The sequence below is a fragment of the Oceanobacillus massiliensis str. N'diop genome, from assembly GCF_000285495.1.
In the GTDB taxonomy this organism is placed as follows: domain Bacteria; phylum Bacillota; class Bacilli; order Bacillales; family Amphibacillaceae; genus Oceanobacillus; species Oceanobacillus massiliensis.
In genome coordinates, this window is the sequence record NZ_HE610979.1 from 230,374 (window position 1) to 252,989 (window position 22,616).

The 22,616-nt window shown below is 39.4% G+C and carries 21 protein-coding genes, 1 pseudogene and 2 riboswitches; of the genes and pseudogenes, 10 read left to right on the plus strand and 12 right to left on the minus strand.

Features of this window, described 5'->3' with window-relative positions; all coding sequences use genetic code 11:
• Positions 1 to 60: 60 nt before the first annotated feature.
• Both OMHG_RS18455 and OMHG_RS14725 read right to left on the minus strand, forming a co-directional pair.
• Positions 61 to 369 (minus strand): hypothetical protein, encoded by a 309-nt coding sequence (locus OMHG_RS18455; protein WP_147629090.1) that lies wholly within the window; start codon positions 367 to 369, stop codon positions 61 to 63.
• Positions 370 to 516: 147 nt separating this feature from the next.
• Positions 517 to 1,227, minus strand: coding sequence for a gamma-glutamyl-gamma-aminobutyrate hydrolase family protein (locus OMHG_RS14725; protein ID WP_010651662.1), 711 nt, complete (start codon positions 1,225 to 1,227; stop codon positions 517 to 519).
• A 182-nt stretch (positions 1,228 to 1,409) separates the two neighbouring features.
• On the opposite strand from OMHG_RS14725, the gene OMHG_RS14730 reads away from it, so the two are divergent.
• Together OMHG_RS14730 and OMHG_RS14735 are read left to right on the plus strand one after the other, a co-directional pair.
• Positions 1,410 to 2,573, plus strand: coding sequence for an MFS transporter (locus OMHG_RS14730; RefSeq protein ID WP_010651663.1), 1,164 nt, complete (start codon positions 1,410 to 1,412; stop codon positions 2,571 to 2,573).
• Between the two features lie 98 nt (positions 2,574 to 2,671).
• Complete coding sequence (locus tag OMHG_RS14735; RefSeq protein WP_237566206.1) at positions 2,672 to 3,400, plus strand: type 1 glutamine amidotransferase; 729 nt, start codon at positions 2,672 to 2,674, stop codon at positions 3,398 to 3,400.
• A gap of 382 nt (positions 3,401 to 3,782) precedes the next feature.
• Here the strand turns inward: OMHG_RS14735 and OMHG_RS14740 are convergent, their stop codons facing one another.
• Positions 3,783 to 5,087, minus strand: coding sequence for an NCS2 family permease (locus tag OMHG_RS14740; protein WP_010651665.1), 1,305 nt, complete (start codon positions 5,085 to 5,087; stop codon positions 3,783 to 3,785).
• Between the two features lie 115 nt (positions 5,088 to 5,202).
• Positions 5,203 to 5,304, minus strand: a riboswitch (purine riboswitch).
• A 976-nt stretch (positions 5,305 to 6,280) separates the two neighbouring features.
• Here OMHG_RS14740 and OMHG_RS14750 point away from each other — a divergent pair.
• The 6 genes from OMHG_RS14750 to OMHG_RS14775 all read left to right on the plus strand — a co-directional run bounded on the left by OMHG_RS14750 (position 6,281) and on the right by OMHG_RS14775 (position 10,035).
• Positions 6,281 to 6,790 (plus strand): hypothetical protein, encoded by a 510-nt coding sequence (locus OMHG_RS14750; protein WP_010651667.1) that lies wholly within the window; start codon positions 6,281 to 6,283, stop codon positions 6,788 to 6,790.
• A gap of 381 nt (positions 6,791 to 7,171) precedes the next feature.
• Positions 7,172 to 7,348 carry a hypothetical protein gene (locus OMHG_RS14755; RefSeq protein WP_154648244.1) on the plus strand — a complete coding sequence of 59 codons (177 nt, stop codon included), beginning with the start codon at positions 7,172 to 7,174 and terminating at the stop codon, positions 7,346 to 7,348.
• Entirely contained in the window at positions 7,345 to 8,322 is a 978-nt protein-coding gene (locus tag OMHG_RS17575; protein WP_010651669.1) for a hypothetical protein, read from the plus strand. Before OMHG_RS14755 ends, OMHG_RS17575 begins: the two co-directional genes overlap by 4 nt.
• A 63-nt stretch (positions 8,323 to 8,385) precedes the next feature.
• Positions 8,386 to 8,868 carry a protein-tyrosine phosphatase family protein gene (locus OMHG_RS14765; protein WP_010651670.1) on the plus strand — a complete coding sequence of 161 codons (483 nt, stop codon included), beginning with the start codon at positions 8,386 to 8,388 and terminating at the stop codon, positions 8,866 to 8,868.
• A gap of 326 nt (positions 8,869 to 9,194) precedes the next feature.
• On the plus strand, positions 9,195 to 9,473 hold the full coding sequence (locus OMHG_RS18810; RefSeq protein ID WP_010651672.1) for a site-specific integrase: 279 nt from the start codon (positions 9,195 to 9,197) through the stop codon (positions 9,471 to 9,473).
• A gap of 19 nt (positions 9,474 to 9,492) precedes the next feature.
• A complete protein-coding gene (locus OMHG_RS14775) occupies positions 9,493 to 10,035 on the plus strand; it encodes a metallophosphoesterase (RefSeq protein WP_010651673.1) in 543 nt (180 codons plus the stop codon).
• An 81-nt stretch (positions 10,036 to 10,116) separates the two neighbouring features.
• Here the strand turns inward: OMHG_RS14775 and guaA are convergent, their stop codons facing one another.
• From guaA to OMHG_RS14815, 8 genes and pseudogenes are all read right to left on the minus strand, one after another.
• Positions 10,117 to 11,652, minus strand: coding sequence for a glutamine-hydrolyzing GMP synthase (guaA, locus tag OMHG_RS14780; protein ID WP_010651674.1), 1,536 nt, complete (start codon positions 11,650 to 11,652; stop codon positions 10,117 to 10,119).
• A 171-nt stretch (positions 11,653 to 11,823) separates the two neighbouring features.
• Positions 11,824 to 11,925: riboswitch (purine riboswitch) on the minus strand.
• Positions 11,926 to 12,009: 84 nt separating this feature from the next.
• Positions 12,010 to 14,193, minus strand: a complete 2,184-nt coding sequence (locus OMHG_RS14790; protein ID WP_010651675.1) for a transglutaminase TgpA family protein — start codon at positions 14,191 to 14,193, stop codon at positions 12,010 to 12,012.
• Complete coding sequence (locus OMHG_RS14795) at positions 14,190 to 15,458, minus strand: DUF58 domain-containing protein (protein WP_010651676.1); 1,269 nt, start codon at positions 15,456 to 15,458, stop codon at positions 14,190 to 14,192. Before OMHG_RS14795 ends, OMHG_RS14790 begins: the two co-directional genes overlap by 4 nt.
• A complete protein-coding gene (locus tag OMHG_RS14800) occupies positions 15,458 to 16,417 on the minus strand; it encodes an AAA family ATPase (protein ID WP_010651677.1) in 960 nt (319 codons plus the stop codon). Before OMHG_RS14800 ends, OMHG_RS14795 begins: the two co-directional genes overlap by 1 nt.
• 255 nt (positions 16,418 to 16,672) lie before the next feature.
• Complete coding sequence (locus tag OMHG_RS14805) at positions 16,673 to 17,059, minus strand: KGG domain-containing protein (protein ID WP_010651678.1); 387 nt, start codon at positions 17,057 to 17,059, stop codon at positions 16,673 to 16,675.
• A 126-nt stretch (positions 17,060 to 17,185) separates the two neighbouring features.
• Positions 17,186 to 17,389, minus strand: a pseudogene (locus OMHG_RS14810) (KGG domain-containing protein); the annotation flags it as partial.
• A 163-nt stretch (positions 17,390 to 17,552) separates the two neighbouring features.
• Positions 17,553 to 17,705 (minus strand): hypothetical protein, encoded by a 153-nt coding sequence (locus OMHG_RS18460; RefSeq protein ID WP_154648245.1) that lies wholly within the window; start codon positions 17,703 to 17,705, stop codon positions 17,553 to 17,555.
• A gap of 23 nt (positions 17,706 to 17,728) precedes the next feature.
• Complete coding sequence (locus OMHG_RS14815; RefSeq protein WP_237566207.1) at positions 17,729 to 18,970, minus strand: hypothetical protein; 1,242 nt, start codon at positions 18,968 to 18,970, stop codon at positions 17,729 to 17,731.
• Positions 18,971 to 19,251: 281 nt separating this feature from the next.
• Here OMHG_RS14815 and OMHG_RS14820 point away from each other — a divergent pair, with 281 nt between their 5' ends.
• Positions 19,252 to 19,818, plus strand: a complete 567-nt coding sequence (locus tag OMHG_RS14820) for a WxL domain-containing protein (RefSeq protein WP_010651681.1) — start codon at positions 19,252 to 19,254, stop codon at positions 19,816 to 19,818.
• 160 nt (positions 19,819 to 19,978) lie between these two features.
• Positions 19,979 to 20,989 carry a WxL protein peptidoglycan domain-containing protein gene (locus tag OMHG_RS14825; RefSeq protein ID WP_010651682.1) on the plus strand — a complete coding sequence of 337 codons (1,011 nt, stop codon included), beginning with the start codon at positions 19,979 to 19,981 and terminating at the stop codon, positions 20,987 to 20,989.
• A gap of 96 nt (positions 20,990 to 21,085) precedes the next feature.
• On the opposite strand, the gene OMHG_RS14830 is transcribed toward OMHG_RS14825, so the two are convergent.
• Positions 21,086 to 22,585, minus strand: a complete 1,500-nt coding sequence (locus OMHG_RS14830; RefSeq protein WP_010651683.1) for an amidase — start codon at positions 22,583 to 22,585, stop codon at positions 21,086 to 21,088.
• Positions 22,586 to 22,616: the final 31 nt, after the last annotated feature.

Here is a 22,616-nt window from a genome sequence, read left to right on the forward strand (position 1 = left end):
AGGAGCCACTAAAAATTAATGAATGCTGATTAAAAAGACTATCTTTATGGATAGTCTTTTTTAAATGTTATTAATAAAATTGCCGAATAGTAAAATTGAAATAGATATTGCTGAAATTAAAAGGGTAATAACTATTACGGATAAGTTTATGAATGCAGACTGTCCGTTTTTTGTTTTTAAAACCCCTAATATTGCGATCACAAATGAAACTAATGAAATAGCAACAGTTAAAATGAGAGGGTGTATTTCTAGTTTATAAACAGTAAAATCGTGAAAGCTCTGCGAAAGAGCAGAAAATAAAAAAAGTAATATACATACAGTTAATCCTGTCGTGCTAAAAGATGTTATATTTAATTTTACTTTTTTCACTTTGATTCATTCCCCTTCGTGAGATTTCGGAGTTGTTTCATTGTTACTGTTTTCAATACACCTCAAGGTACAGATTATAAGTCAGCAAAGCCACTCTATAATTATCATTAACTGTAATGGTAAAATAAGAACAATGTGCAAAACAACCTATTGCTGGCATGCCTTGATAAAGCCCTGATAGATTTGAAGGGATGGATCATCTTCCTCATGAATCAATGCTTCCGGATGCCATTGCAGTCCAAGCACAAATGGATGTATTTCGCTTTCAATCGCCTCAATAATTCCGTCACTTGCTGTCCCGCTTATCCGGAACCCCTCATGGACCGACCTGTTCGCCTGATGATGAAAGCTATTCACCCTTAATTTATGCTTACCTGTCAAACGATGCAGCAAAGATCCCTCTGCCACATCAACAAAATGCGAGCGATAATCAAATGGGGCTTTCTGAGAGTGCTGCAGCAGCTCGGTATTGATTTGGGTATTGATATCCTGGTACATATCCCCTCCAGCAGCCACATTCAAAATCTGACTGCCTCTGCATACTCCTAAGATTGGCTTTTCCTTTTCAAGCATTTCTTTAATTACTGCCAGCTCTGACTGGTCCCTTTCCGGAATAATATTCCCAAGACCCGGATGGGGCTCTTCCCCAAAGAGAATCGGGTCGATATCATACCCGCCTGTGGCATATAGCCCATCGATACGATTGGTAATTTCTTTAATTTCCTCTGTTCTTAAGAAATATGGCAAAATAATCGGGATGCCTCCCGCTGCCTGGATTGCCTTTACATTCCTGTTGGCCACTAAATAATTCGATTTGTCAGTCTCCATTGATGCGGTAATGCCAATTAACGGTTTCATCATACTTCCCTCTTTTCCATTCTATGATAATAGTGTAATTTATTATTTGACAGATAACCAGTTACATTTGAGCTTAATACAGAATTATTTCAAACTATTCTATTTAACTGAAAAAAATAATGCTATAGTTAGGTCAAGCACAGAGTGACATACATATTTATTTTTTGATAAAGGAGATAGAAATGAACCTACCTAAACAGGAATCACTAATACCTTTAAAGACATTGTTTATTAGTTTTCATGCATCAAATACGATTCTGATTAGCTTTCTGCCACTATATTTGCAGTTTCGCGGTCTAAACGGCACCCAAATCGGCTGGGTCCTTGCCATTGAGTCGCTTGCTTCCATCCTTGCCCAGCCATTTTGGGGCTATTTAAGCGATAAATATAAGACAGTTAAGAGGATATTGCTTATATGCATTATTGGATTACTTATTGGAAGTACGGTCTTTTTCCAAATGGACACATTACCAGCCATTCTAATTACCGGCGCGCTTTTCTATTTCTTTGCGACACCAGTTGGAGCCCTTACCGACAGTCTTGCACAGCGGCGCTCCGTCGACTTAAATGTTTCCTTTGGTTCTATCCGTATGTGGGGTTCTGTTGGTTTCGCCATATCCTCCCTGATTGTAGGAGAGGTCCTCGCCAGATTCGGAATCCAGTATATGTCTTGGGTTTATTTGGTCTTCGGTATCATGGCATTGATTACACTCTTCCCCCTAAAGGATGTTGCAGTGGATGCCCAGCCCGTTAGAATAAAGGATATAAGCAGACTTATTAAGAATAAGCCCTTTCTCATCTTTTTATCGGTTATCGTTTTTATTACAATCACCCATCGGATGAACGACTATTATATGGCCTTATATATTACAGAGCTGGGCGGCAGCGAAGGATTAGTTGGTATGGCCTGGTTTGCTGGAGTTATTGCAGAAGCAGCTGTTTTCGCATTGGCAGGATTTTGGTTTAGAAAATACCATTCCCTGATATTCATCATTGCTGCTGCACTATTATATACGATACGCTGGTTCCTTTATGCAGCTGTTGATGATCCGCTGTTTGTTATCGCACTTCAATTCATGCATGGATTAACGTTTGGAGTATTTTATACAGCGGCTTTCGATTATGTGACCCGACTGATTCCTAAGTTTTTGCAATCGACAGGACATCTCTTGTTTTTCTCGGTATATTTTGGTTTATCAGGAATAATTGGCTCTCTGGCAGGAGGAGCACTCATAGAATCCTTCGGCGGTGCAACAATGTATATTGGGATGGGAACCCTATCCGCAGTCGGAACCCTATTTCTCATAATCTATCACATCCTACCATACGGCAAAGAACTTGAATAAGTACCGAATAGGTGCCTGTCACTTCCCGGTTTTTGTTGGATTTTGTCGAATAACGTTTCATAGGGGGCAATTATTTTAATATTTTTAAATTTTATCGTATGATTAAATTAATCATTGCCGCACCCATTAAAAGAGAGAAGGTGTTCCGTATGAAATTAAGCGTTATTCAACATGTCCCCTTCGAAGGACCCGCAGCAATCAAGGAATGGACCGCCCTTCATCACATTGAAATGAATATTTATGAACTCTTCAATGAAGATAAGCTTCCGAGATCCAAAGAAATCGATTTTCTCGTCATTTTAGGCGGCCCGATGAGCGCCAACAGCAGCGAGTTCAAATGGATGGAAAAGGAGCGGCAGCTTATCCTGGAGCTCATTAATCAAAACAAACCCATTCTCGGCATTTGTCTTGGAGCCCAGCAGATTGCCAAAGCATTGGGTAGTAGCATTTTTCAAGGAGAATTCAAAGAAATTGGCTGGCATGTCATCCAAACGACGACAGGCAGATTTAACTTTTTGCCAAAGGAATTGACTGCATTCCATTGGCATGGCGAGCAATTTGACTTGCCCGGCCGTGCCGAGCGGCTATTCTCGAGTGAAGCATGTGAGAATCAAGGATTCCTTTACAACAAAAATGTGATCGGATTACAATTTCATTTGGAATCCACCAAGGAAAGTGTCCATTCTTTAATCGAAAAAGACCGGGAATATATGGACGGCTCTAAATATGTACAATCGGAACAGGAAATCCAAGACTATAACATTCCTCCAATCAATAAGGAGGTCCTCTTTTTACTCATGGATTTTATGTATAAAGGCAAAGGCTGATGAACCGATTTTCCTTATGGCAAGATTATGGCACAATCAAAACGATCAATAGACTAATTGATCGTAACGGCTTCAGCCTCTCCCGCATTTCCAAAAGGTAAAAACACCAACCCGGAATACAAACTTCCTGCCGTTGTTTTCCTTTCGCTAATCCTCCACTTTTGCATCGTATACACATCTATTTTTACTATTTATTAATTCCACCAAAGAATTTACACAACAGTGGAAAGCTGCTCCCCAGAACCGAATCCGATTGTTACCCGCAAACAGCAATCTCAAATCTGTATCGCTTCGCACTTCAGATAGCTTCTCAAAAAAGAACTGATCAAGAAGCAAAAAAAGAGCTGAACCACAATGGTCCAGCCCTCTTATCCATCCCGATCTATTTCAGGAAGATGAAATACAGAATAAAGACTACAAACAATCCATACATTATTGGATGTATTTCCTTCGCACGGCCCTTAACGATCATCGTAATTGGGTAGAAAATAAATCCAATGGCAATACCTGTTGCAATACTATAGGTTAATGGCATCATCAACACTGTTAAGAAAGCTGGTACTGCGATTTCGAATTCATCCCATTCAATACTTTTCAAAGCAGTTGCCATCATAACACCTACAATAATTAAAGCCGGTGCAGTCACTTCATTCGTGATGATGCTCAATAGTGGCGAGAAGAACAGTGAAAGCAGGAAGAATCCGGCTGCAACTACTGCTGTAAATCCAGTACGGCCACCTACACCCACACCTGCAGTGGACTCCACATAAGATGTTGTTGTTGATGTACCAACTGCCGCTCCGACAACAGTTGCTGCCGAATCAGCAAATAATGCCTTCCCAGCGCGGGGAAGCTTATTATCCTTCATCAACCCTGCCTGTGAAGCTACTGCAACTAGTGTCCCTGCAGTATCGAAAAAGTCGACGAATAGGAATGTCAAAATAACGACGAGCATTTCCAATGTAAAGATGTCACCAAAGTGTAAAAATGCCTGACCAAATGTTGGAGCAAGGCTAGGAACCCCACTGACAATTCCGTCAACCCCGGTTGGAACACCAATCAATCCGAAAACCATCCCTGTTACAGCCGTTATGATCATCCCGTAAAAGATACCTGCTTTAATGCCAAGCGTGAGCAGGATAACGGAAACAACTACTCCAAACACTGCCAGCAATACAGTAGGAGATGTGATGTCACCAAGCGCAAGCATTGTTGACGGGTCAGAAATAACAATCCCTGAATTTTGTAAACCAATAAAAGCAATAAATAATCCAATACCCGCTCCAACAGCCAGCTTCAAGCTAGAAGGAATTGCGTTAATTACCTTTTCGCGCAGACCTGTCAGCGTTAGGACAATAAAGATAATTCCGGATGCCAAAACACCAGCCAGTGCTGTCTCCCAAGGAATTCCAAAGGTAAGTACAACCGTGTAAGCAAAAAATGCATTCAATCCCATACCTGGCGCCAATACAACCGGATATTTAGCGATAAAGCCCATAAATAGCGAACCGACTGCAGCAGCAATAGCCGTTGCAGCAAATACCGCCCCCTGATCCATCCCGGTTTCCCCCAGGACGGATGGATTCACAAAAAGAATATACGCCATCGCAAGGAATGTGGTTAAACCTGCCATAAACTCTGTTTTGTAGTTTGTACCCAGTTCTTCAAACTGAAAATACTTTTTCATTTACGATTCCCCCTAAAATTATAACTATCTATAAAGACATAAAAAACGCCCCTGGAACTTTCCAAGAGCGCTACCTTCACTATACAGAGATTGTAATGAGGCTTTCCATAAATGGATAGCTTACGATCTTCCGCGTAGTCAGACTAGTTTACGGCAGTCTGGTAGAAACTCTGGGCCATATCCCCGAAATTATACGCATTTCAATCAAATTATATTACTATATTACTAGTCTTACTTAGCAATGTCAACAGAATACGAACAATGTGTCATATTTTCTTACGATCGTTCGCTTTATTTTCTGATTCAGCTCAGTAAAGCATCACTTGACGGCAGATGCTGATATATCGCCAAAAATGCTGATATAGTACTGTTTTTTGCTGATATTCCACCGAAAAAGGCTGATGTATCACTAAAACATGCTGATATCCCCGGTGCCCACCTTTGCCTTTCCTCATCAGTAAAGGGAAACACCTTCAACCAATGGTTGGAGGTGTCCTTCCTTTTTTTATCTACTCCCACTCAATAAAATGCAAGAGACTTAGAACCAATTTCTTTAATTTAGTGTTTTTTTGGTTTGATAAAAAGAGTTAATTAGGTAAAGATATGATTTTATTGATGACATGGCAGATGACATGTTAACCTCATACACCTAAAAAAATCCCACAGGACAAATATAATTGAAATCTGAGTGGTTTTGGTGTATATTCATGTTTAAAACAATCCGATAATTTCCCTTGAAAAATATAAAAGATAATCATGGAAATTAAACAGCAGACTTTTGAAAATTATTAAAATGCGGCAGAACACTTAAGATATGACTTTAACACAGAAACCCATTCTAGATAATAATGATATTGCAAATGGAGATTTTAATTTTAAGATGTATGGATAGAAACCATTCAATCATCGATCAAATACTCTACTAGACGAGCTGAATGGTACTTACTACAGAAAAAATTGGAAAAAGACCCTTCGAACTAGTAAACATTACACTGAATCCTGAACTTTTGTTAGAAAGAATTTATAAAATGAAACAATGGAACACTACATTCTGGATGGGAAATTATTTTTATAGAGTGAAAAATAAAAATGATTTAAAGAACATCAAAAGAGAATAGATAATTTCTCAAATTATTTAGCTTTTACTTACTCGCTTGCTGGAAGATAGAAACTTAAAATGAGAGATGATATTAATGAAATTACAAGTTAGGATTGCTTATGAAACGGCTGAAATGCTTGAGTTGCTTAAGGAACATTATCAAGAACAAAACGAAATTAATTTTTCTAAAGGAGAAGTATTATCAAAAGCAATTTTAGATACATACGATATGTGGAAAGAAACCGATTGGAATAGGATACTTGGTTTGCCTATAACCATTGATAAAAATTACGAAATTTCTTCTGGAGCACTAAGACCTAAATTTCAAATTTCTGTAAATATAGAGCCTAAGATTACGGAACTGAAAAAGATTATCCAACAAAATGTGGGTGCTAAATATGTAACTATTGGCGCCGCGATTAAATTTGTCCTAAGGTTAGTAATTTATGAACTTCAAAACAAAAATAATGTTTCCACTGAGTCAGTAATTTTTGACACGTTGGATAAATTTACACAAAACAATATGTCTACTGAAACAAAAGAAACACTCAAAAATTTTGTTAATGAAGTTATGACTAAACTTGAAGTAAACGACTTGTTATAGTAGTGGTATTATTAGAACTCATTAGTGAGTTCTTTTTTTCTTCCACCAACGTCAACACAAAGGAGAAATAATAGTTGACAAACAAATAAAATATGCGGTATTATTCATATATAGAGAGGGGAATTAGAGAGGAATAAAATAAGGCAAGAAAAATGTTCTTTGAAAACTGCTATATTTACCCGCTATCACTACCTAAATTGGAGGTTTGAATTATGTCGTTAACGTGTTCACACTCAACGCAATAAAACAGACTGCTTATGCAATAAAACTTTATGAAACTTTGGGGAGTTACATTTTCAATTATATTTTGAGCGATAATCAAGAGGTTGAAGATAAGATCGAAGGGAAAAAGACTTGACCTATTGCAAAAATGCAAGAAATATGCCTGAACTTTTTAGCATTTATGATAACTTTGAATTAGAACAAGACGTCATGATTATTTACCATATGATTTCGAATTATTTGATAGAAGAAAACAACAGATTCAACAGCTTGAAATTACAGTTTGGAGAAAAGGCAATTAAGTTTTTTAACAATATACAGGGAGGAATAAAGTGAATATTACAGAACGAGCTGAAAATTGGGTTAGAAACTGGCTGAAATATTGTGATAACAAAAATATAGCACCTTGGGAATTTGATTTTAAACAATGCTATTTGGAAGACGATATTGAAGATAAATCAAATTTATGGTTAGAACTAGCATATAAATATACGAATTTACTTTCAGAAAAAAACACTAATTTCAATGTTACAAAGAACACTGGGGCTAACGCCGATTGCGACAAAGAGGCATTTTATATATATCATGTTTTAGGATGGCAAAAAGAAATTAACGACAGTGTTCGTGGAGATTCTATGAACTCTTTTGCAACAACATTTACACCACTTCTTTTAGTTAATAAAACCCCCTTCTCAATAGAGAATAACAAAACCTGGAACGATGATTTTAGTGGTGTACCTAACATCTATACAGAATTAAAGTATTGGGTTAAAAATGATACAGTTAGAAATATAGAAAAATTTCATTTTAATACAGAAAATCTACGGAGAATAAAAAATGGCATTACAAGTACTCATTTGTTAAATGAGATAGAGCAATTTGCTCAATCAACTCATTCTATAGGTAATTTCACAGTGATGTTATCTTGGATGAATCAAGGAAGAGGAAGTGGAAATGTAAAAGACTATTGGGATTTAACGTTGAAGAATCTCCAGGATTTCTTAATGCAGTTTGAACATGGTGAAAGAATTTGGATGGAATTTATTGGTAAATATTATCTATTTCCTTTTGTAGATAACAATTATACAGTTAGTGAATTGTGGGATAATCATTTTGAAAAATCCGTTACTCCAAGCAGTATAGCAGATTTTGAACAATTTTATCGTAATGTCAATTTGCTTATTGAAGAACGAGGAAAGTGGATTACTAAAATACTCTGTGAAAAACTGAATCTAATAGACTTACATTTCTATAAGAATACTTTAGCAGATGTGAAAAAAATACGTTACTTTAATGAAATTATTAATTAAACAACAACTATTGAGTCTTAAAAAATCGGTCTTAATTTCTTGTACTTCAAGGAGAGGTTTCTATTGGATAAAGTAACTATTATGAGTCGTAAGAAGTTTTTAGAATGGGTACCGCCAGTTTCAAAAGAACAAGTTATAGCTATTAGAATCGGGGATAGAGAACCAGTCAAAGACACTGCCTCAAATCACTATACTGATACGATGTCCTTAGCTTTTTATGATGAGTGGACTTTTGCTGAAGAAATTGATCGTAGCACACCTGCGGGCAGTAACAGATTGACCGAAAAAAACAAGGTGATTATAGATGATTTTATTGATAAGCATGCCGATAAATATTTTGTGCTACATTGCGAGCAAGGAATCAGTCGTAGCTCAGCTATTGGCTATTATATCTTAAAACGACTTGGGTATAAAAAAGAACTAAATGAGAAGAAAGACAGCGCGTTGTATTCGCCAAATATCGAAGTATATGGTCTTTTGATCGGTAAACCTTATACAAAGAAAACAGCAATTGAATTGCGGGATGAAATAAATTATCCAGAATAGATGAATATTGGTGAATAAAAAAATCCTAGAAACCCTATAAATCAAGGTTTATAGGCTTTCTCCTTCTATTCCCATTCAATGGAGAGGGCAGGGATTATAAAGCCTGTTGTTATCATATTTCTAAGGTGTCTCCATTACCTTGGAGAAATTTTTTGTAGGGCAAGGGATGACTATGGTAGATACATGGCAATACTCCGAAATAAAAATTGAAGCAGATAGCTATACGATTGGGGAAATCAATGGTACGAAAGCTAAGTAATCAGTGTTTGATTGATTACTATAAGTAACTCGTGACAAGATTACTTTAAAGCAAAAGAAAGGATGGATTGATAACTCCTAAAGGTTTAAGGCATTTACATGCTTCTTTCCTTATAAATGAATTGAATGTAAACCCCTTAGTTGTTCAAAAACGTTTAGGTTATTCAGATATTCAAATCACATTGGGAGTGTATGCCCACTTATACCCCACTATTGATAGTGAGATCGCTAATCAAATGAATGGAAAGATTAAAATTCAGACTTCTGGTAATAGCTTATTAAATAATTGGAATGGCAATCAATATATTAACCGTTCAAATGAATCAAACTTAGAGGATGAGAAATAAGTAAAAGAAGGTGCTTTTTGTGAAATTTTTCATATCCGATACACATTTCTATCACGAAAACATTTTAGGGTTAAGCAATCGCCCTTTTGATAATGTAGCAGAAATGAATCAAACAATGATTAATAATTGGAATGATGTGATCGATGAAACTGATGAAGTTTATATTTTAGGTGATCTAGTTGTTAGAGGAAGTGGGAGACAAGCAAATGAGATTCTAAAGCAATTAAACGGAGTGAAATACCTAATTAAAGGTAATCATGAACATTATCTAGATGATCCAGAATTTGATAGTTCTCATTTTGAATGGATAAAGGATTATTATTCATTTAAGTACAATAAACAAACAATAGTATTGTTCCATTATCCAATATTGGAATGGGATAAATTTTACAACAACTCAATTCATTTGTTTGGACACGTTCATCACAAAGGGATAGAGTTCTTTAGAAATACTCTGGGAAGTAGAGCTATTAACGTAGGTGTAGATGTAAATGAATTTTATCCAATTAGTATAAAACAAGTTTTAAGTATAGTGAAATCAAGAGAAAACAAGTTACTCTAGTCATGGTTAACGAAACGGATACCAAAATAGAATAAAAAGCCTAGAAACGCTGTTAAATCAACGTCTAGGCTGTTTTTTATACTACTCCCACTCAATCGTTGCAGGTGGCTTGCTCGTAATGTCATACACTACGCGGTTGATATGTGCTACATCATTGACCATTCTTGTGGAAACACGTTCAAGCACATCCCATGGAATACGCGCCCAATCAGATGTCATGCCGTCGATTGAAGTTACTGCCCGAATGCCGATCGTATGGTCATAGGTTCTTGCATCCCCCATGACACCTACACTTTTAATATTCGGCAGGACCGTAAAGTATTGCCAGATATCACGGTCAAGACCAGCATTTGCAATTTCTTCGCGAAGGATTGCATCGGACTCGCGCACGATTTCAAGCTTGTCTTCTGTTACTTCACCCAATATGCGAATGGCGAGGCCAGGTCCCGGGAACGGCTGGCGCCATACAATATGATCCGGAATTCCAAGCTGTGAACCAAGTTCGCGAACTTCATCCTTGAATAATGTATTCAGCGGCTCAATCAGCTCAAATTGCATATCTTCCGGAAGTCCGCCGACATTATGATGCGATTTAATGGTTTGGGCAGTCTCTGTTCCGCTTTCGATGACATCTGTGTAAAGCGTGCCCTGTGCAAGAAAGTCAATATCTTTTAATTTAGCGGCTTCATCATCAAAAACATAAATAAATTCATTACCGATGATTTTACGCTTCTTCTCCGGATCATCGACACCGACCAATTTGGAGAGGAAACGGTCTTTTGCATCCACTTTGATGATATTCATCTTGAAATCCTCAGCAAATACCTTCATGACATCATCTGCCTCATTTTTGCGAAGCAGTCCATGGTCGACAAAGATACAAGTAAGCTGATCCCCAATTGCTTTATGAATCAAGGCGGCTACAACGGAAGAATCCACTCCTCCACTTAATGCACAAAGGACTTTGCGGTCGCCAACTTTATTTTGGATGTCTTCCACTTCCATATCAATAAAGTTTTCAATGCTCCAATCACCTGAACAATCACATACATCGAACACAAAACGATTCAGTACATCATTACCATACTCCGAATGACGCACCTCGGGATGGAATTGCACACCGTACAGTTTTCTTTCAGTGTCACTGATGGCTGCAATTGGTGTGGATGGGCTTGTTGCATCAATTTTGAATGATGGCGGAGCTGCAGTTACTTTATCTCCATGGCTCATCCATACGGTTTGCTTTGTTGGTGTGTTCTTAAAAAGGACTGGATCCAGATTCAATTCAATCAGTGCTTTTCCATATTCACGATTTGCTGCTTTTTCAACTGTACCATTGTAATGCAATGCCATTAGTTGCATTCCGTAGCAGATGCCAAGGATTGGAATATCCAGATCAAAGATTCCCTCATCGCAGCGGAAGCTATTTTGATCATAAACACTATGCGGACCACCGGAGAGGATAATTCCTTTAGGATTCATCTCTTTAATTTCCTCTGCGGTCAATTTATGTGAGTGCAATTCGCTATACACACCAAATTCTCTTATGCGGCGTGTAATCAGCTGGTTATACTGGCTGCCAAAATCCAATACGAGTATCATTTCATTATTCTCCATGGGTTATGCTCCTTCTGCTTTATCGTATCTGAAAGTGATAGTAGTGCTTGTAATGAGATAATGTTTCCGCTCTTATAAGTTTCTACTGTTTGAGGGGCTGTTATTCTACTAAAAAACCTGGATCCCCCCTTTTGTATATAAAACAAAAAGACAGAAATCCAGGTTCAGATTCAAACTAGACTCTGCCTTCATAGTCAGGGCATTTACGGTGCCCCGGTAGAAACTTTCGACCCATATTGTCGAGGATATACGAACGGCATTATTATTCATTTCATCATCAGGAGACAATGAATCTCCTTTTTGAACAGTTGCTTCTTTTTTTACATGTATTTATTCTACTAACCAACCACGGGCAGGTCAACCCATTATTCGTTTGATTAAATTTTTCCATAATTGGGTCAGTTCATTTAATGATAGTTGACTTATGTCGTTCCTATAAATCATTTGTTCATAGGAATTCGTCAGCCGCCTCATCTCGTTAGAGGCATAATGGGTATCAATTTGCTCTGCAAATTCACGCAATGTCTGATCCGGAGCTTTCCCGTAGCCGTGATGATTCAGTAGTTTCATCAGATGATGATAGGCATCCTGGAAGGTTTTGGCATCCTGCTGATTATGAAGCCGCGCAGTAATGGCCTTCGTCTGCCAGCGGAATCTTGTTTTATAGACAGTGATCCCGATTGCTATGGCAACTGCCAACACAATGGCGATTTGCCACCATTTAATGGAAAAGCTCGCAGTATTTGCTTGTGTCTCTGCTGACGCCGAATCTTCCTCAGGCAATTCCGGCTCAGGTTGTTCTGGTCTCTCCAGTTCCGGCACTTCCGGCTCCTCTTCTTCTGCAGCTGCTTCTGCATCCGGATCGAACTCCACATAAAAATCCGATAAATTGGAAAATCCCTTTGTCGGTTCAAATGGTACCCAGCCAGATTCAGGAAAGTACACCTCGACCCACGAATGTGCATTTGAATTCTTCACTTGATAAATATCTGTTTCACCTTCATTGTCGATAATTTCCCCACTTGTAAATCCCTTTACCCATCTGGCCGGAATATCAAGTGTACGGAGCATTACAACCATCGATGTGGAAAAGTTATCACAATAACCAGCCTGTGTCTCAAATAAGAATTGATCGACATAATCCTCATCTTCGGAAGGATCTGGAATATCTGTTGTTCGATATTCAAAATCATTGCTTGAGAAATAACGTTCAACTGCTTTTACCTTATCATACCTTGATTCGTAGCCTGCAGTTATTTCCTCCGCCAGACTACCGACACGTTCCGGAAATGCATCCGGTGTCTGTGTATAGCGTTCAGTAATGTCAGCCGGATCATCCTCTGTATTCTCACGCAGTGCGTTTATCTCAAAGGACGGATTATCATAGGTCAATTGATAGCTCGTTAAATTAGTAGCTGTTCCATTGACTCGCCCTTCAATCGCATCTGATTGTGTATCCAGATAAAATTCCACTCCAGCGATGCCCTCGGCTTCAGAAATTCCATATGGATAAACAAGCTTATTGATTGCTTCGTCCCCATGAAACTCAATAGCCGCTTGAACACTTTCCGTTTCAATACCTTCTGCAAAGGTATCCAGATTTATCGCACCTTCCGTCTGCAGCTCATATGAGGGATCGGCTGAAGTTACCCAACCCTGGCCAGTATACATATCCTTTGTTTCGATTCTCCAGTAATGATCCTCTGTTGTAAAGGCATTGAAAACAGGAGTATCATCCTGAATGAAGGAGCCTCCAAGGTTGGAGTCATCTTCTCCATAACCAACCTTCTGAATTCCCGCCTCACCACTCCCAGCATTCTTTGATGCACTATATATGAATGGAACGGGATCCGGCCACTGCGGCTCTGCCTTTGGAGCGGCAAAACCAACAACTGCCGATAAAAGCACGATCAGAATAAGAGGCGCCATCCATGCCATCGAATTTTTAGCCCATACAAATCGAATGGATTCCTTATCAACTTCTTTTACTAAATTCGCAATTCCCAATGCAATAAATGACATGATAAACGTTCGTATAATGGGCATGGAGGCATCATATTCTGTAAATGTATCCAGAATCGTCAAATAAATAAAGCTTAGAATGATAAAGAGAAAAACTCGCTTCATTTGCACAAACCAATAGTGCAGAAGATAGCTCATAAGCCAGATTAAGATCAAGAATAGAAAACTGCGGAAAATCGGGGACAAGTAATACCATTGCTGATCAAACAATGCCTGCAGATTATAAGAGAGTTCCGAGTTTAACTGCTCCATCCATAGGACACTTAAAAAGGTACCTTCAAAATATAATCCATTCAAGATAAACAGCAAGGCTAATCCCTTCAGCAAAAAGCCCAGCCACCATTTCAATTGGAATACCGAAATAAAGAAGCAGAAAAAGGTATAAATAATAAACACCATAATATTGGATGTATCCGAAATGGTCTCCAATGGATACAGCCATTCAAGAAAGAGAAAAAAACCGCAAAGATACAAGATAGCAGTATATAGGAATGTGATATTCTTATTCTGTTGGTTCATCCTATAGTCACCTCTATTGTATCCTTCACCAGCTGCTGTTCAGTCAAAATCTGAATACCAATGCTGGCCGTTTTAATCTGCTGGATCAAACGCTGTTCTTCTTTTGTAATCTTTGCTTGTGAGCAAATAAAGAAGACTGCAGCCCGTTTGGAGCGCTGATGGACCTGGAGAATGGTTCGCTTTAGAAAATCGTCTAAATGTGAAACAATAAAGATAACGATATCTCCAGCTTCCACCTTATTCTTTTCTTCTTTTAGTTTAATAGAGAATGGTCGGTCTCCTCCTGGCTGCACTCTCGTTAAGAACTGATTCACTTTCCATCTATTCTCTTTATTTTCCTCTATAGGGAAATAAACTGTTTCATCACCAATAGATAATAGGCCCGCCTGATTGTCCTGCTTTCTGAATACCTCCAGCAGCGATAGACTAACCTCCACTGCAGCTTCAAACGCAAGCGGATTTAACTTATCATGCTGACAGCTATCCAGAATCAATAAAATATCCGTACTCTTTTCCTGCTCGAATTCCTTTGTCATTACTGTATTCTTCCGAGCTGTTTGTTTCCAATCAATCCAGGAAAAACGATCACCTGGTACATACTCCCTTACACCAGCTGCAACATTTGTATTTGCGAGATTTAGTGCATTAGAGGTGACCGATCCCTGTTCGAAGCTGCTGATGCGCTCTGTCAGATGGAGGGACCTGTTGGCAGGATGTGCAATAATCTCGTCTTGGATTTCAAATACATGCTCCTTCTTTACGAAACCGAATATATCCCCTGTTTTCACCCGGATTTGCTGTAACTGGTGTTCTCCGCGCGGGATTTGCTGAATAGAATAGGATAACTGAAAGTCCCTTCTAAATAATGGAAAAGAGAGTTTCTTTATTTGCCGTGCCACATTAAGCTTATATGGCTGATCCATATAATGATATTTATCGATGCGACTGTCCAGCTTCATCAATGAATGCGGAAAGACCTCTTCAATAATGCAGTAATATAAAGGAAACGGGAGATGCCTTTCAATCCTGATGGCTGCCGTGATCCCGTCACCTGCCTGGACAATATGACGGGATAGATCCCTTGTTACTTTCCATTTTTTAATCGGGTAGAATAGAAATCCTAGCAGATAGATAAAAATTGGCAGAAAACTAAAAAACAGAAACCAGCTGACAAAGCCTCCCTGAAACATCGCATAGGAAAATAAGACAGCAAACAGAATAATAACCACTGATGCATTAGCTATTGTCCGGAATGATCCTTTCATCAGCTAAATTCCTTCCGAATGGGAACATGGGTTGATTTCACAATAGAGGCTATTGTCTGTTCATTGGATATTCCTTCGTATCTTGCCTCTGAAGTCAATATGATTCTATGGGAAAGCACAAATGGGGCAAGGAACTTTACGTCATCCGGCAATACATAATCTCTTCCATATATATAGGCATATGCCTTTGCGGCCTTCATCAATGCAATCGATCCCCGTGGACTGACACCAAGATAAATCGCACTATTTTCCCTTGTTCTCGTTACGAGATTCATAATGTACTGCTGCACATTTCTGTCGATATATACTTGTTTGACATCTTCCTGAATTGCTATTAATGCATCCTTTGTGATAACAGAATCTATCGTTTCAAAAGGATGCCTTTCCGAGGTTCTGTCCAACATCTCCAATTCATCTGCATAGGATGGGTAACCCATTTTCAGCTTTAGGATGAAACGGTCAAGCTGTGCTTCCGGAAGTGGATACGTTCCTTCATATTCAATCGGATTCTGGGTTGCCATGACGAAAAAAGGCTTTTGAAGGGGTTTGGTCTTTCCATCAACGGTAACATTGCTCTCTTCCATTGCTTCAAGAAGTGATGATTGTGTCTTAGGAGAAGTTCGGTTGATTTCATCCGCAAGTATGACATTTCCAAATATCGGTCCCTCACGAAATTCAAATTCCATTTCTTTCGGATTGTAGATAGAGACACCAGTTACATCTGATGGAAGTAAATCGGGGGTGAACTGGATCCGTTTAAAGTCACAGTCAAGCGATTTGGCAAGTGTTCGCACGAGCATCGTCTTCCCAACACCCGGAACATCTTCGAGCAGCACATGTCCTTCTGCCAATAAAGCTACTAAACTCAAGATTGCCACATCTTCTTTTCCCATCATAACCTTATTTATATTGGTCACTATTTTTTCTATTTTTTCATTATAGACTGCTATATTTTGCATGCCCAGGCGGCCCCTCTCGCGTATCTTTTGCATAGGATTATTTCTGTGTATATATTCCTATATCTACCTTTTACTATACTAGAAAAGACATTCAAGTAAAAGGAAATAGTTAGATATTTAAAACTATTATAAACATATCCTCCCCGCGCTATACATTTGATAATGAGAGAAAGGCAGTTTGCAGCAGAAAAAAAGAAAGGGAAATTAATCCCTTTCTTCTGTGCTATCTATATTCAAATCGATATTCGTTACATTTTAAGAGTTATTGTTGTTGCGTGCGTTTCCGCCTTTTTGGCCGATGTCCTGATAGAATTCTTTGTCATGGTTTTTGGATGTGGCTTTACCGCCTTTTTGTCCAATATCCTGATAGAACTCTTCATCATATTTCTGTGAGGTGGTTTCTCCGCCTTTTTGACCTATCTCTTCATAGAAATCACTGTCATGGTTTTGCGAAGTCGCTTCTCCACCTTTTTCTCCGATATCCTGATAGAACTCTTTGTCGTGATTATTCGATGTGGCTTTACCGCCCTTTTGTCCTATCTCTTCATAAAATTCCTGATCATGGTTCTGTGCTGTTTGGTTGCCGCCTTTTTGACCTGCTTGTTCACGAGACATTTTGTTGCCGTTATTATTTCTAGCCATACCTTAACATCTCCTTTAAAATTAGTTAGTCATTAGGATCGAGCACTTACATTCTGACTGTTCCACGATTCGGACCTTTTTAAACTGCTTAAAGGGAATCTTCATCCGTTGTTTCTACGAATTATTTTTTCCCTGTCCGCCATTACTCCGTTTACCGCCTTTACGGCCAATTTCTTCATAGAAATCCTGGTCATGGTTTTTGGATGTTGCCCTTCCGCCCTTCTGACCGATTTCCTCAAAGAATTCCTGGTCGTGATTATCAGCGGTTTTGTTACCACCTTTTTGACCTGCCTGCTCACGAGACAACTTACGATTATTGTTATTAGCCATTGAATCAGCTCCTTTCAATATTTGCAAGCTTTCTACGCTTACAGTTACTTGTTTTCCACTTCTCCTATATCCTAAACATCTCATATGGCTTTTAATCGAACTGTAACATATCTATTAATATAAACTTCACCTTAAAGGTTGCTGTGTCAGGAATCGTCTAAAACTATTTACCGTATTTCTTATCTATCTTTTCAAAAACCTTCTTTGCAGCCTGGTCCTTTTCTGCCTTTTTCTCTTCTTCCAATTCAAACTCCATCTGATCCTCTTTTGGCAAATTAAAAAATTCCTTTTTCGGCTTATCCTCTTTCAATGTCATCTCCTCACGCTCCCTTCAGACTTTTAAAACCTGGCATTAATGACCGGATCAACGTAATTTTTACGCTTTATCCAGACAAAACCGTCGCCCTTTGTAATGACAGCGACATCTATTGGCGGTCCCACTGATTCTGTTGCCCTGGTAACCCTTCGTTTAAAGGAAGTCAGATTGATAAGCGCCTCGGCCATCTCTGCTAAATCCTCCTTTGGCAAGGATCTGACAATACCTAACAGAGGCTCAATGTAGTTCTTTTGCTGATATTCCTCTACAGCATCTTCTATCGACGTATATATATCATTACCCATGTTCTTCATTGCTTTAACCTGGTCATCGGTGAATTCTATACCCAGATGCTTTTGAATCTGTTCATCGTATCCTGTCAGCACCTTGTCGATAATCCCAAATATCGCATCTTCCATATTGGGCTCTATGCCACTAATGAATGAATCTACCATTTCCCGTTGCGCAAAGGCCGTCACCTCTGCTGTACCATCGTCTTTATCATTGGTATAGCTAATCTTTTTTTCCTTTATTTTTTTGAACTTTAACTGGCCTGAAACAAAGCCTTCCAATCGGTAATTCAGCAGATGCGGGAATATCTCCCTTTCACCGAATCCGGTAAATACTATTCCAGTACTGCCGATGCTGAAATAATCCTTTCTTGTTGCCTCAAAAGCGAGCTCAAACAGATTTTCCTCGAGGTATTGCGGGAGCTCAAAAGAGATAAGATCATTTTTGATTTCCTGGATGACATCGGTAAACCTTTCTTTGAATTCCTCATATTCCAGATGGAGATACATATCCTCTTTTTCCCGATAGGTGGATATATGCCGGGATACACATTCGGTTAGCCAGCTTGTTACCGTTTCATCTGTAACGTCGGATCCATTGTCCTTTTCTGTTTTTATATCATCTTCCACTTCCCTGACAATCCGTTTCAAGATATCGGAAAAAGTTCGATAAACGATAATCTCTTCCACTTCCTTATTCTTAAATCGTTCATCCTGCCGCAGAAAATCAAGGAAATCGTCCACGTAATAGTTCAATTCGTCAAACTTCCGATCCTTTAGATAATCTCTGTAGGATTTGATAATGACATCCCACGGTACTTCCATAAATGATGCTGCTCCGTAAACCATAATTCCCACCGGGTGATTACTGGAAAGGGAGAAGAGCTTATTTGCCGAATTATAAACCTTCTGTACCCCGTCCCTGCCGCTCGTTATCGCACTGTCTGCCGCTAATGACATACCAAGTTTGTTCATTATTACAACTTCCGCAGTCAAACAATACCACCACCTTTTCCATAAATTCCACTCACTCCTTATGTATCACCATTCCCCCTCCCTCAAACCGGTGCCTGTCACTTCCCGATTTTTGTCGAAAAATAACAGCATTATTCTTTACATGGAATGATGCAGTGATAGGAATAGGTTCCTATTATTCACGAATAGGAACACCGGGGGATATTTATCACAGCTATTTCAAGACATAATATTCATTGTAGGTTATCACTTACAATAAAAAATCCAGGAGGAATAAATCTTTGAATAATTTCATCAAGAAAGTTTCAATCGCTACATTATCGTTTGGATTAGTTGCTGGCTCTTTCGCAACAACCACTTTTGCTGCTGAGTCATCCGAAGTAGAAACATCCACAACGTTAGAGGGTGGTTCATTATCAATCAATGAGATTTCGATTGAACAGTTTGGAGCCACTACGTTAAGCGGTGCAACTCAAGATATCACAACTACTATCAATCCTTTTACTGTGGTTGATGCAACAGGAACAGGCTCAGGCTGGAACCTAAGCATTTCTGCAACTCAATTAACAACTGCAGATGGCCTGCAAACATTACCTGAAAATAGCTTAAGCATCTCTGCTCCAACTATCGAGGCAGAATCAGGCTCATCTGAAGCTGGTGCCTTGGAAAATAAAACTGGGGTTATCGACTCAGAAACAGGAGTGAAATTTCTAACAGCTGAAACAGAAGAGGGTATGGGGACGTTTAATTTATCGGAATCCGATCTGAATCTTAAATTGCTTCCAAAAGAAACAAAAGCCGGAACTTATACTTCTACTATTACTTTTAATCTAGTAACTGGACCATAAGGTTATTTGCTTATACTTTCTTACAAGGCTGATTCTAAAAACAGAATCAGCCTTTATTTGTTTTGCGCCCATTCGAAATGGGTAGTCAGTTGTATAGACATTTTAATAGAACTTATTCATTGCAATCAAAGCAACAGGAAATAAGGGAGGAGATTCAGAATTGAAAATACGCTTATTTTTTATTTTGGCAATCATTTTATGCTGCCTTCCACTCCACACTCTTGCTGAAGATGAAGATGCACCGCTTGAAATTGAACCAGTATACCCTGACAATCAGCTAGCTGACACAAAAGGTTATTTTAATTTATTGGTTGAACCCGGGGAAACACAGACCCTTGAATTAAGAGTAGCCAATAACCTGGATACGGAGTTAACACTAGCTGGAAGCTCCGCCAATGCCTATACACACCCAACAGGCGGAATGTTATACGGCACAGGTATTAATTCAGAGAACAGCATCCTTCTTGACGATGCCATACACCTAGCCGACCTTATTAAAATCGACGAGTCTATCACAATCCCGCCACAATCTACTGTAAATGTCCCTATTGAAGTCACATCTCCAGATGAAGATGGTCAGACCTTCTTAGGAGCAGTCATCCTAACAACCGAACCAGAGAGTATGGAAGTGGAAGAAACAGCAGAAAATGATTCAGCAAATGTTATATTAAATACAGAGACATCTTACACAGTCGCTTTACAATTGAATTTACCAGCTGAAACAACTCCTGATTTTTCACTTGGCGGGGCCGGATTTTTGAATGGAACTGGCGAAGTGTTTATCGAAATGACCAACAATGCTCATTTGATACAAGAGGAAATCATAGGTGAATACGCTGTGTCAGATCAAGAAGGAAACGAACTATTTAGTGGCGAAATACCTTCCTTCAAGATGGCTCCAAAATCGCAAATTCGCTACTCGATTCCATGGCAAAATGAAACTCTTGCTGATGGAACCTATACCCTCAATCTAAACGGCACCGCTGGAGGTGAAGAGTTTTCAGCTTCCGAAACCTTCACCATAGAGAATGAGGATATACAAGAATTCGAGGAGAAAAACCTGCCCAATACCACTGCATCCGGTAATACAGGAATTCCTATTTGGATTTGGATTGCAGGAGCGGTTGTTTTTGGGATGTTGATGTTTATCATTGGGAAAAAAATCAAATAAATCGAAAGAGGACATTGCTGCAGATGGCAATGTCCTTTTATTTGAGCATATATAAATACTAACTATAATTATGATAATCAGGAGCTCTCCTTGCTGTTACTGCTCAAAATATGGATTCCCTTTCATTCCGACCCATTGGCTTGATTGCTCCAGCTGGTAGGCCAGCTGCAATAGCCGATGTTCTTCACCTTTTTGTGCCATTACCTGTACACCTAGCGGCAAGTTAGCCTTGCTCCTATACAGTGGCACGGACATGGCTGGCTGCCCGGTTAGATTGGCCAGTTGAGTAAATGGTGTATAAGTTAAGCTCGGTAAAAACATATCATACACTAACTCCTGACGTTTTTCCTTTCCACTTCCCATCAGCTTGGATAGCAATTCCTCCTGCTCTTCCCTTGTGTGAGTCAACTCTCCCACAGCTGGCGCCACAGAGGCAGTTGCTGGAGTAATATAGAAATCGTATGTCTGATGGAACTGCGCCATTTGTTCCGCCGCTTTATCCCACGATGACAGGCTCTCTGAGTATTCCGCTGCTGAAACCAATTTCCCCGCTTCATGCAGAACCCAGGATTCAATCTCCACGTCATCAGATATGATCGTACGGCCCAGAGCTTTTTCAAGACTCCTGATTGTTGCATTCATCTCTCCGCTGTTCATCACGTAATAATCTCTCATCAACTGGATTCCGTCTACACTATTTCCCTTCTCCTCCACATAATGACCCTGACGCTCCAGCCAGTCCACTGCTTGCTTAACAGCTGCTTTAGCATCTTCAGAGACTGGAGTTGAAACAGGTGATTCTGTCGAAAAAGCAATGCGTAAAGGCTTCTTGAAATCTTCCTGCATTGCTTGAAGGTAGCTTCCAGGAAATAAGGGTGTCTGAAAGGCAGCTTCTGGCTGTACAACCTGCAGAATATCAAGCAATGCGGCACTATCCCGTACACTGCGGCTTAAAACAAAATTAATCGAAGCACCCTGCCACTGCCTCCCTACACCAGGACCGACTGGGGTACGGCCTCTCGTTGGTTTCAGCCCAAACAGACTTGTAAAAGAAGCCGGAATCCGTATCGATCCCCCACCATCACTTGCACCTGCCATCGGGACAATGCCCGAGGCGATTGCTGCAGCAGATCCACCGCTTGAACCACCTGGTGAGTGATTATGGTTCCATGGATTCCTTGTAGGCCCATATTTCACAGGTTCCGTAATATTTTTCAGGCCGAATTCCGGTGCATTTGTATGGCCCATAAAATGAAAACCAGCATCCCGGAACTTTTTTACAAAATAGGAATCATGTTTGGCATAATTCCCTTGAAGAAGGCGGGAACCCGAAGTCATTCGTTCCCCTTCTATGCTCTGCGAAATATTCTTCATGAGAACAGGAACTCCATTAAACGGAGCACCTTCAATTGATATTCGGTCAGCCTCCTCCAATGCCTTTTCCATCCTGGAGTGTGTCACAACATTTAATTCAGGCTGTACCTTGTGCAATTGCTGAAAAGCAATTTCCATTAGTTCCTTAGCAGTTACTTCCTTCTTTTGGATGGAAGCAGCAAGCCCTACTGCATCCATTTTCAAATATTCTTCTATGTTCATATGTATACACTCCATCCGACTGAATCTTATA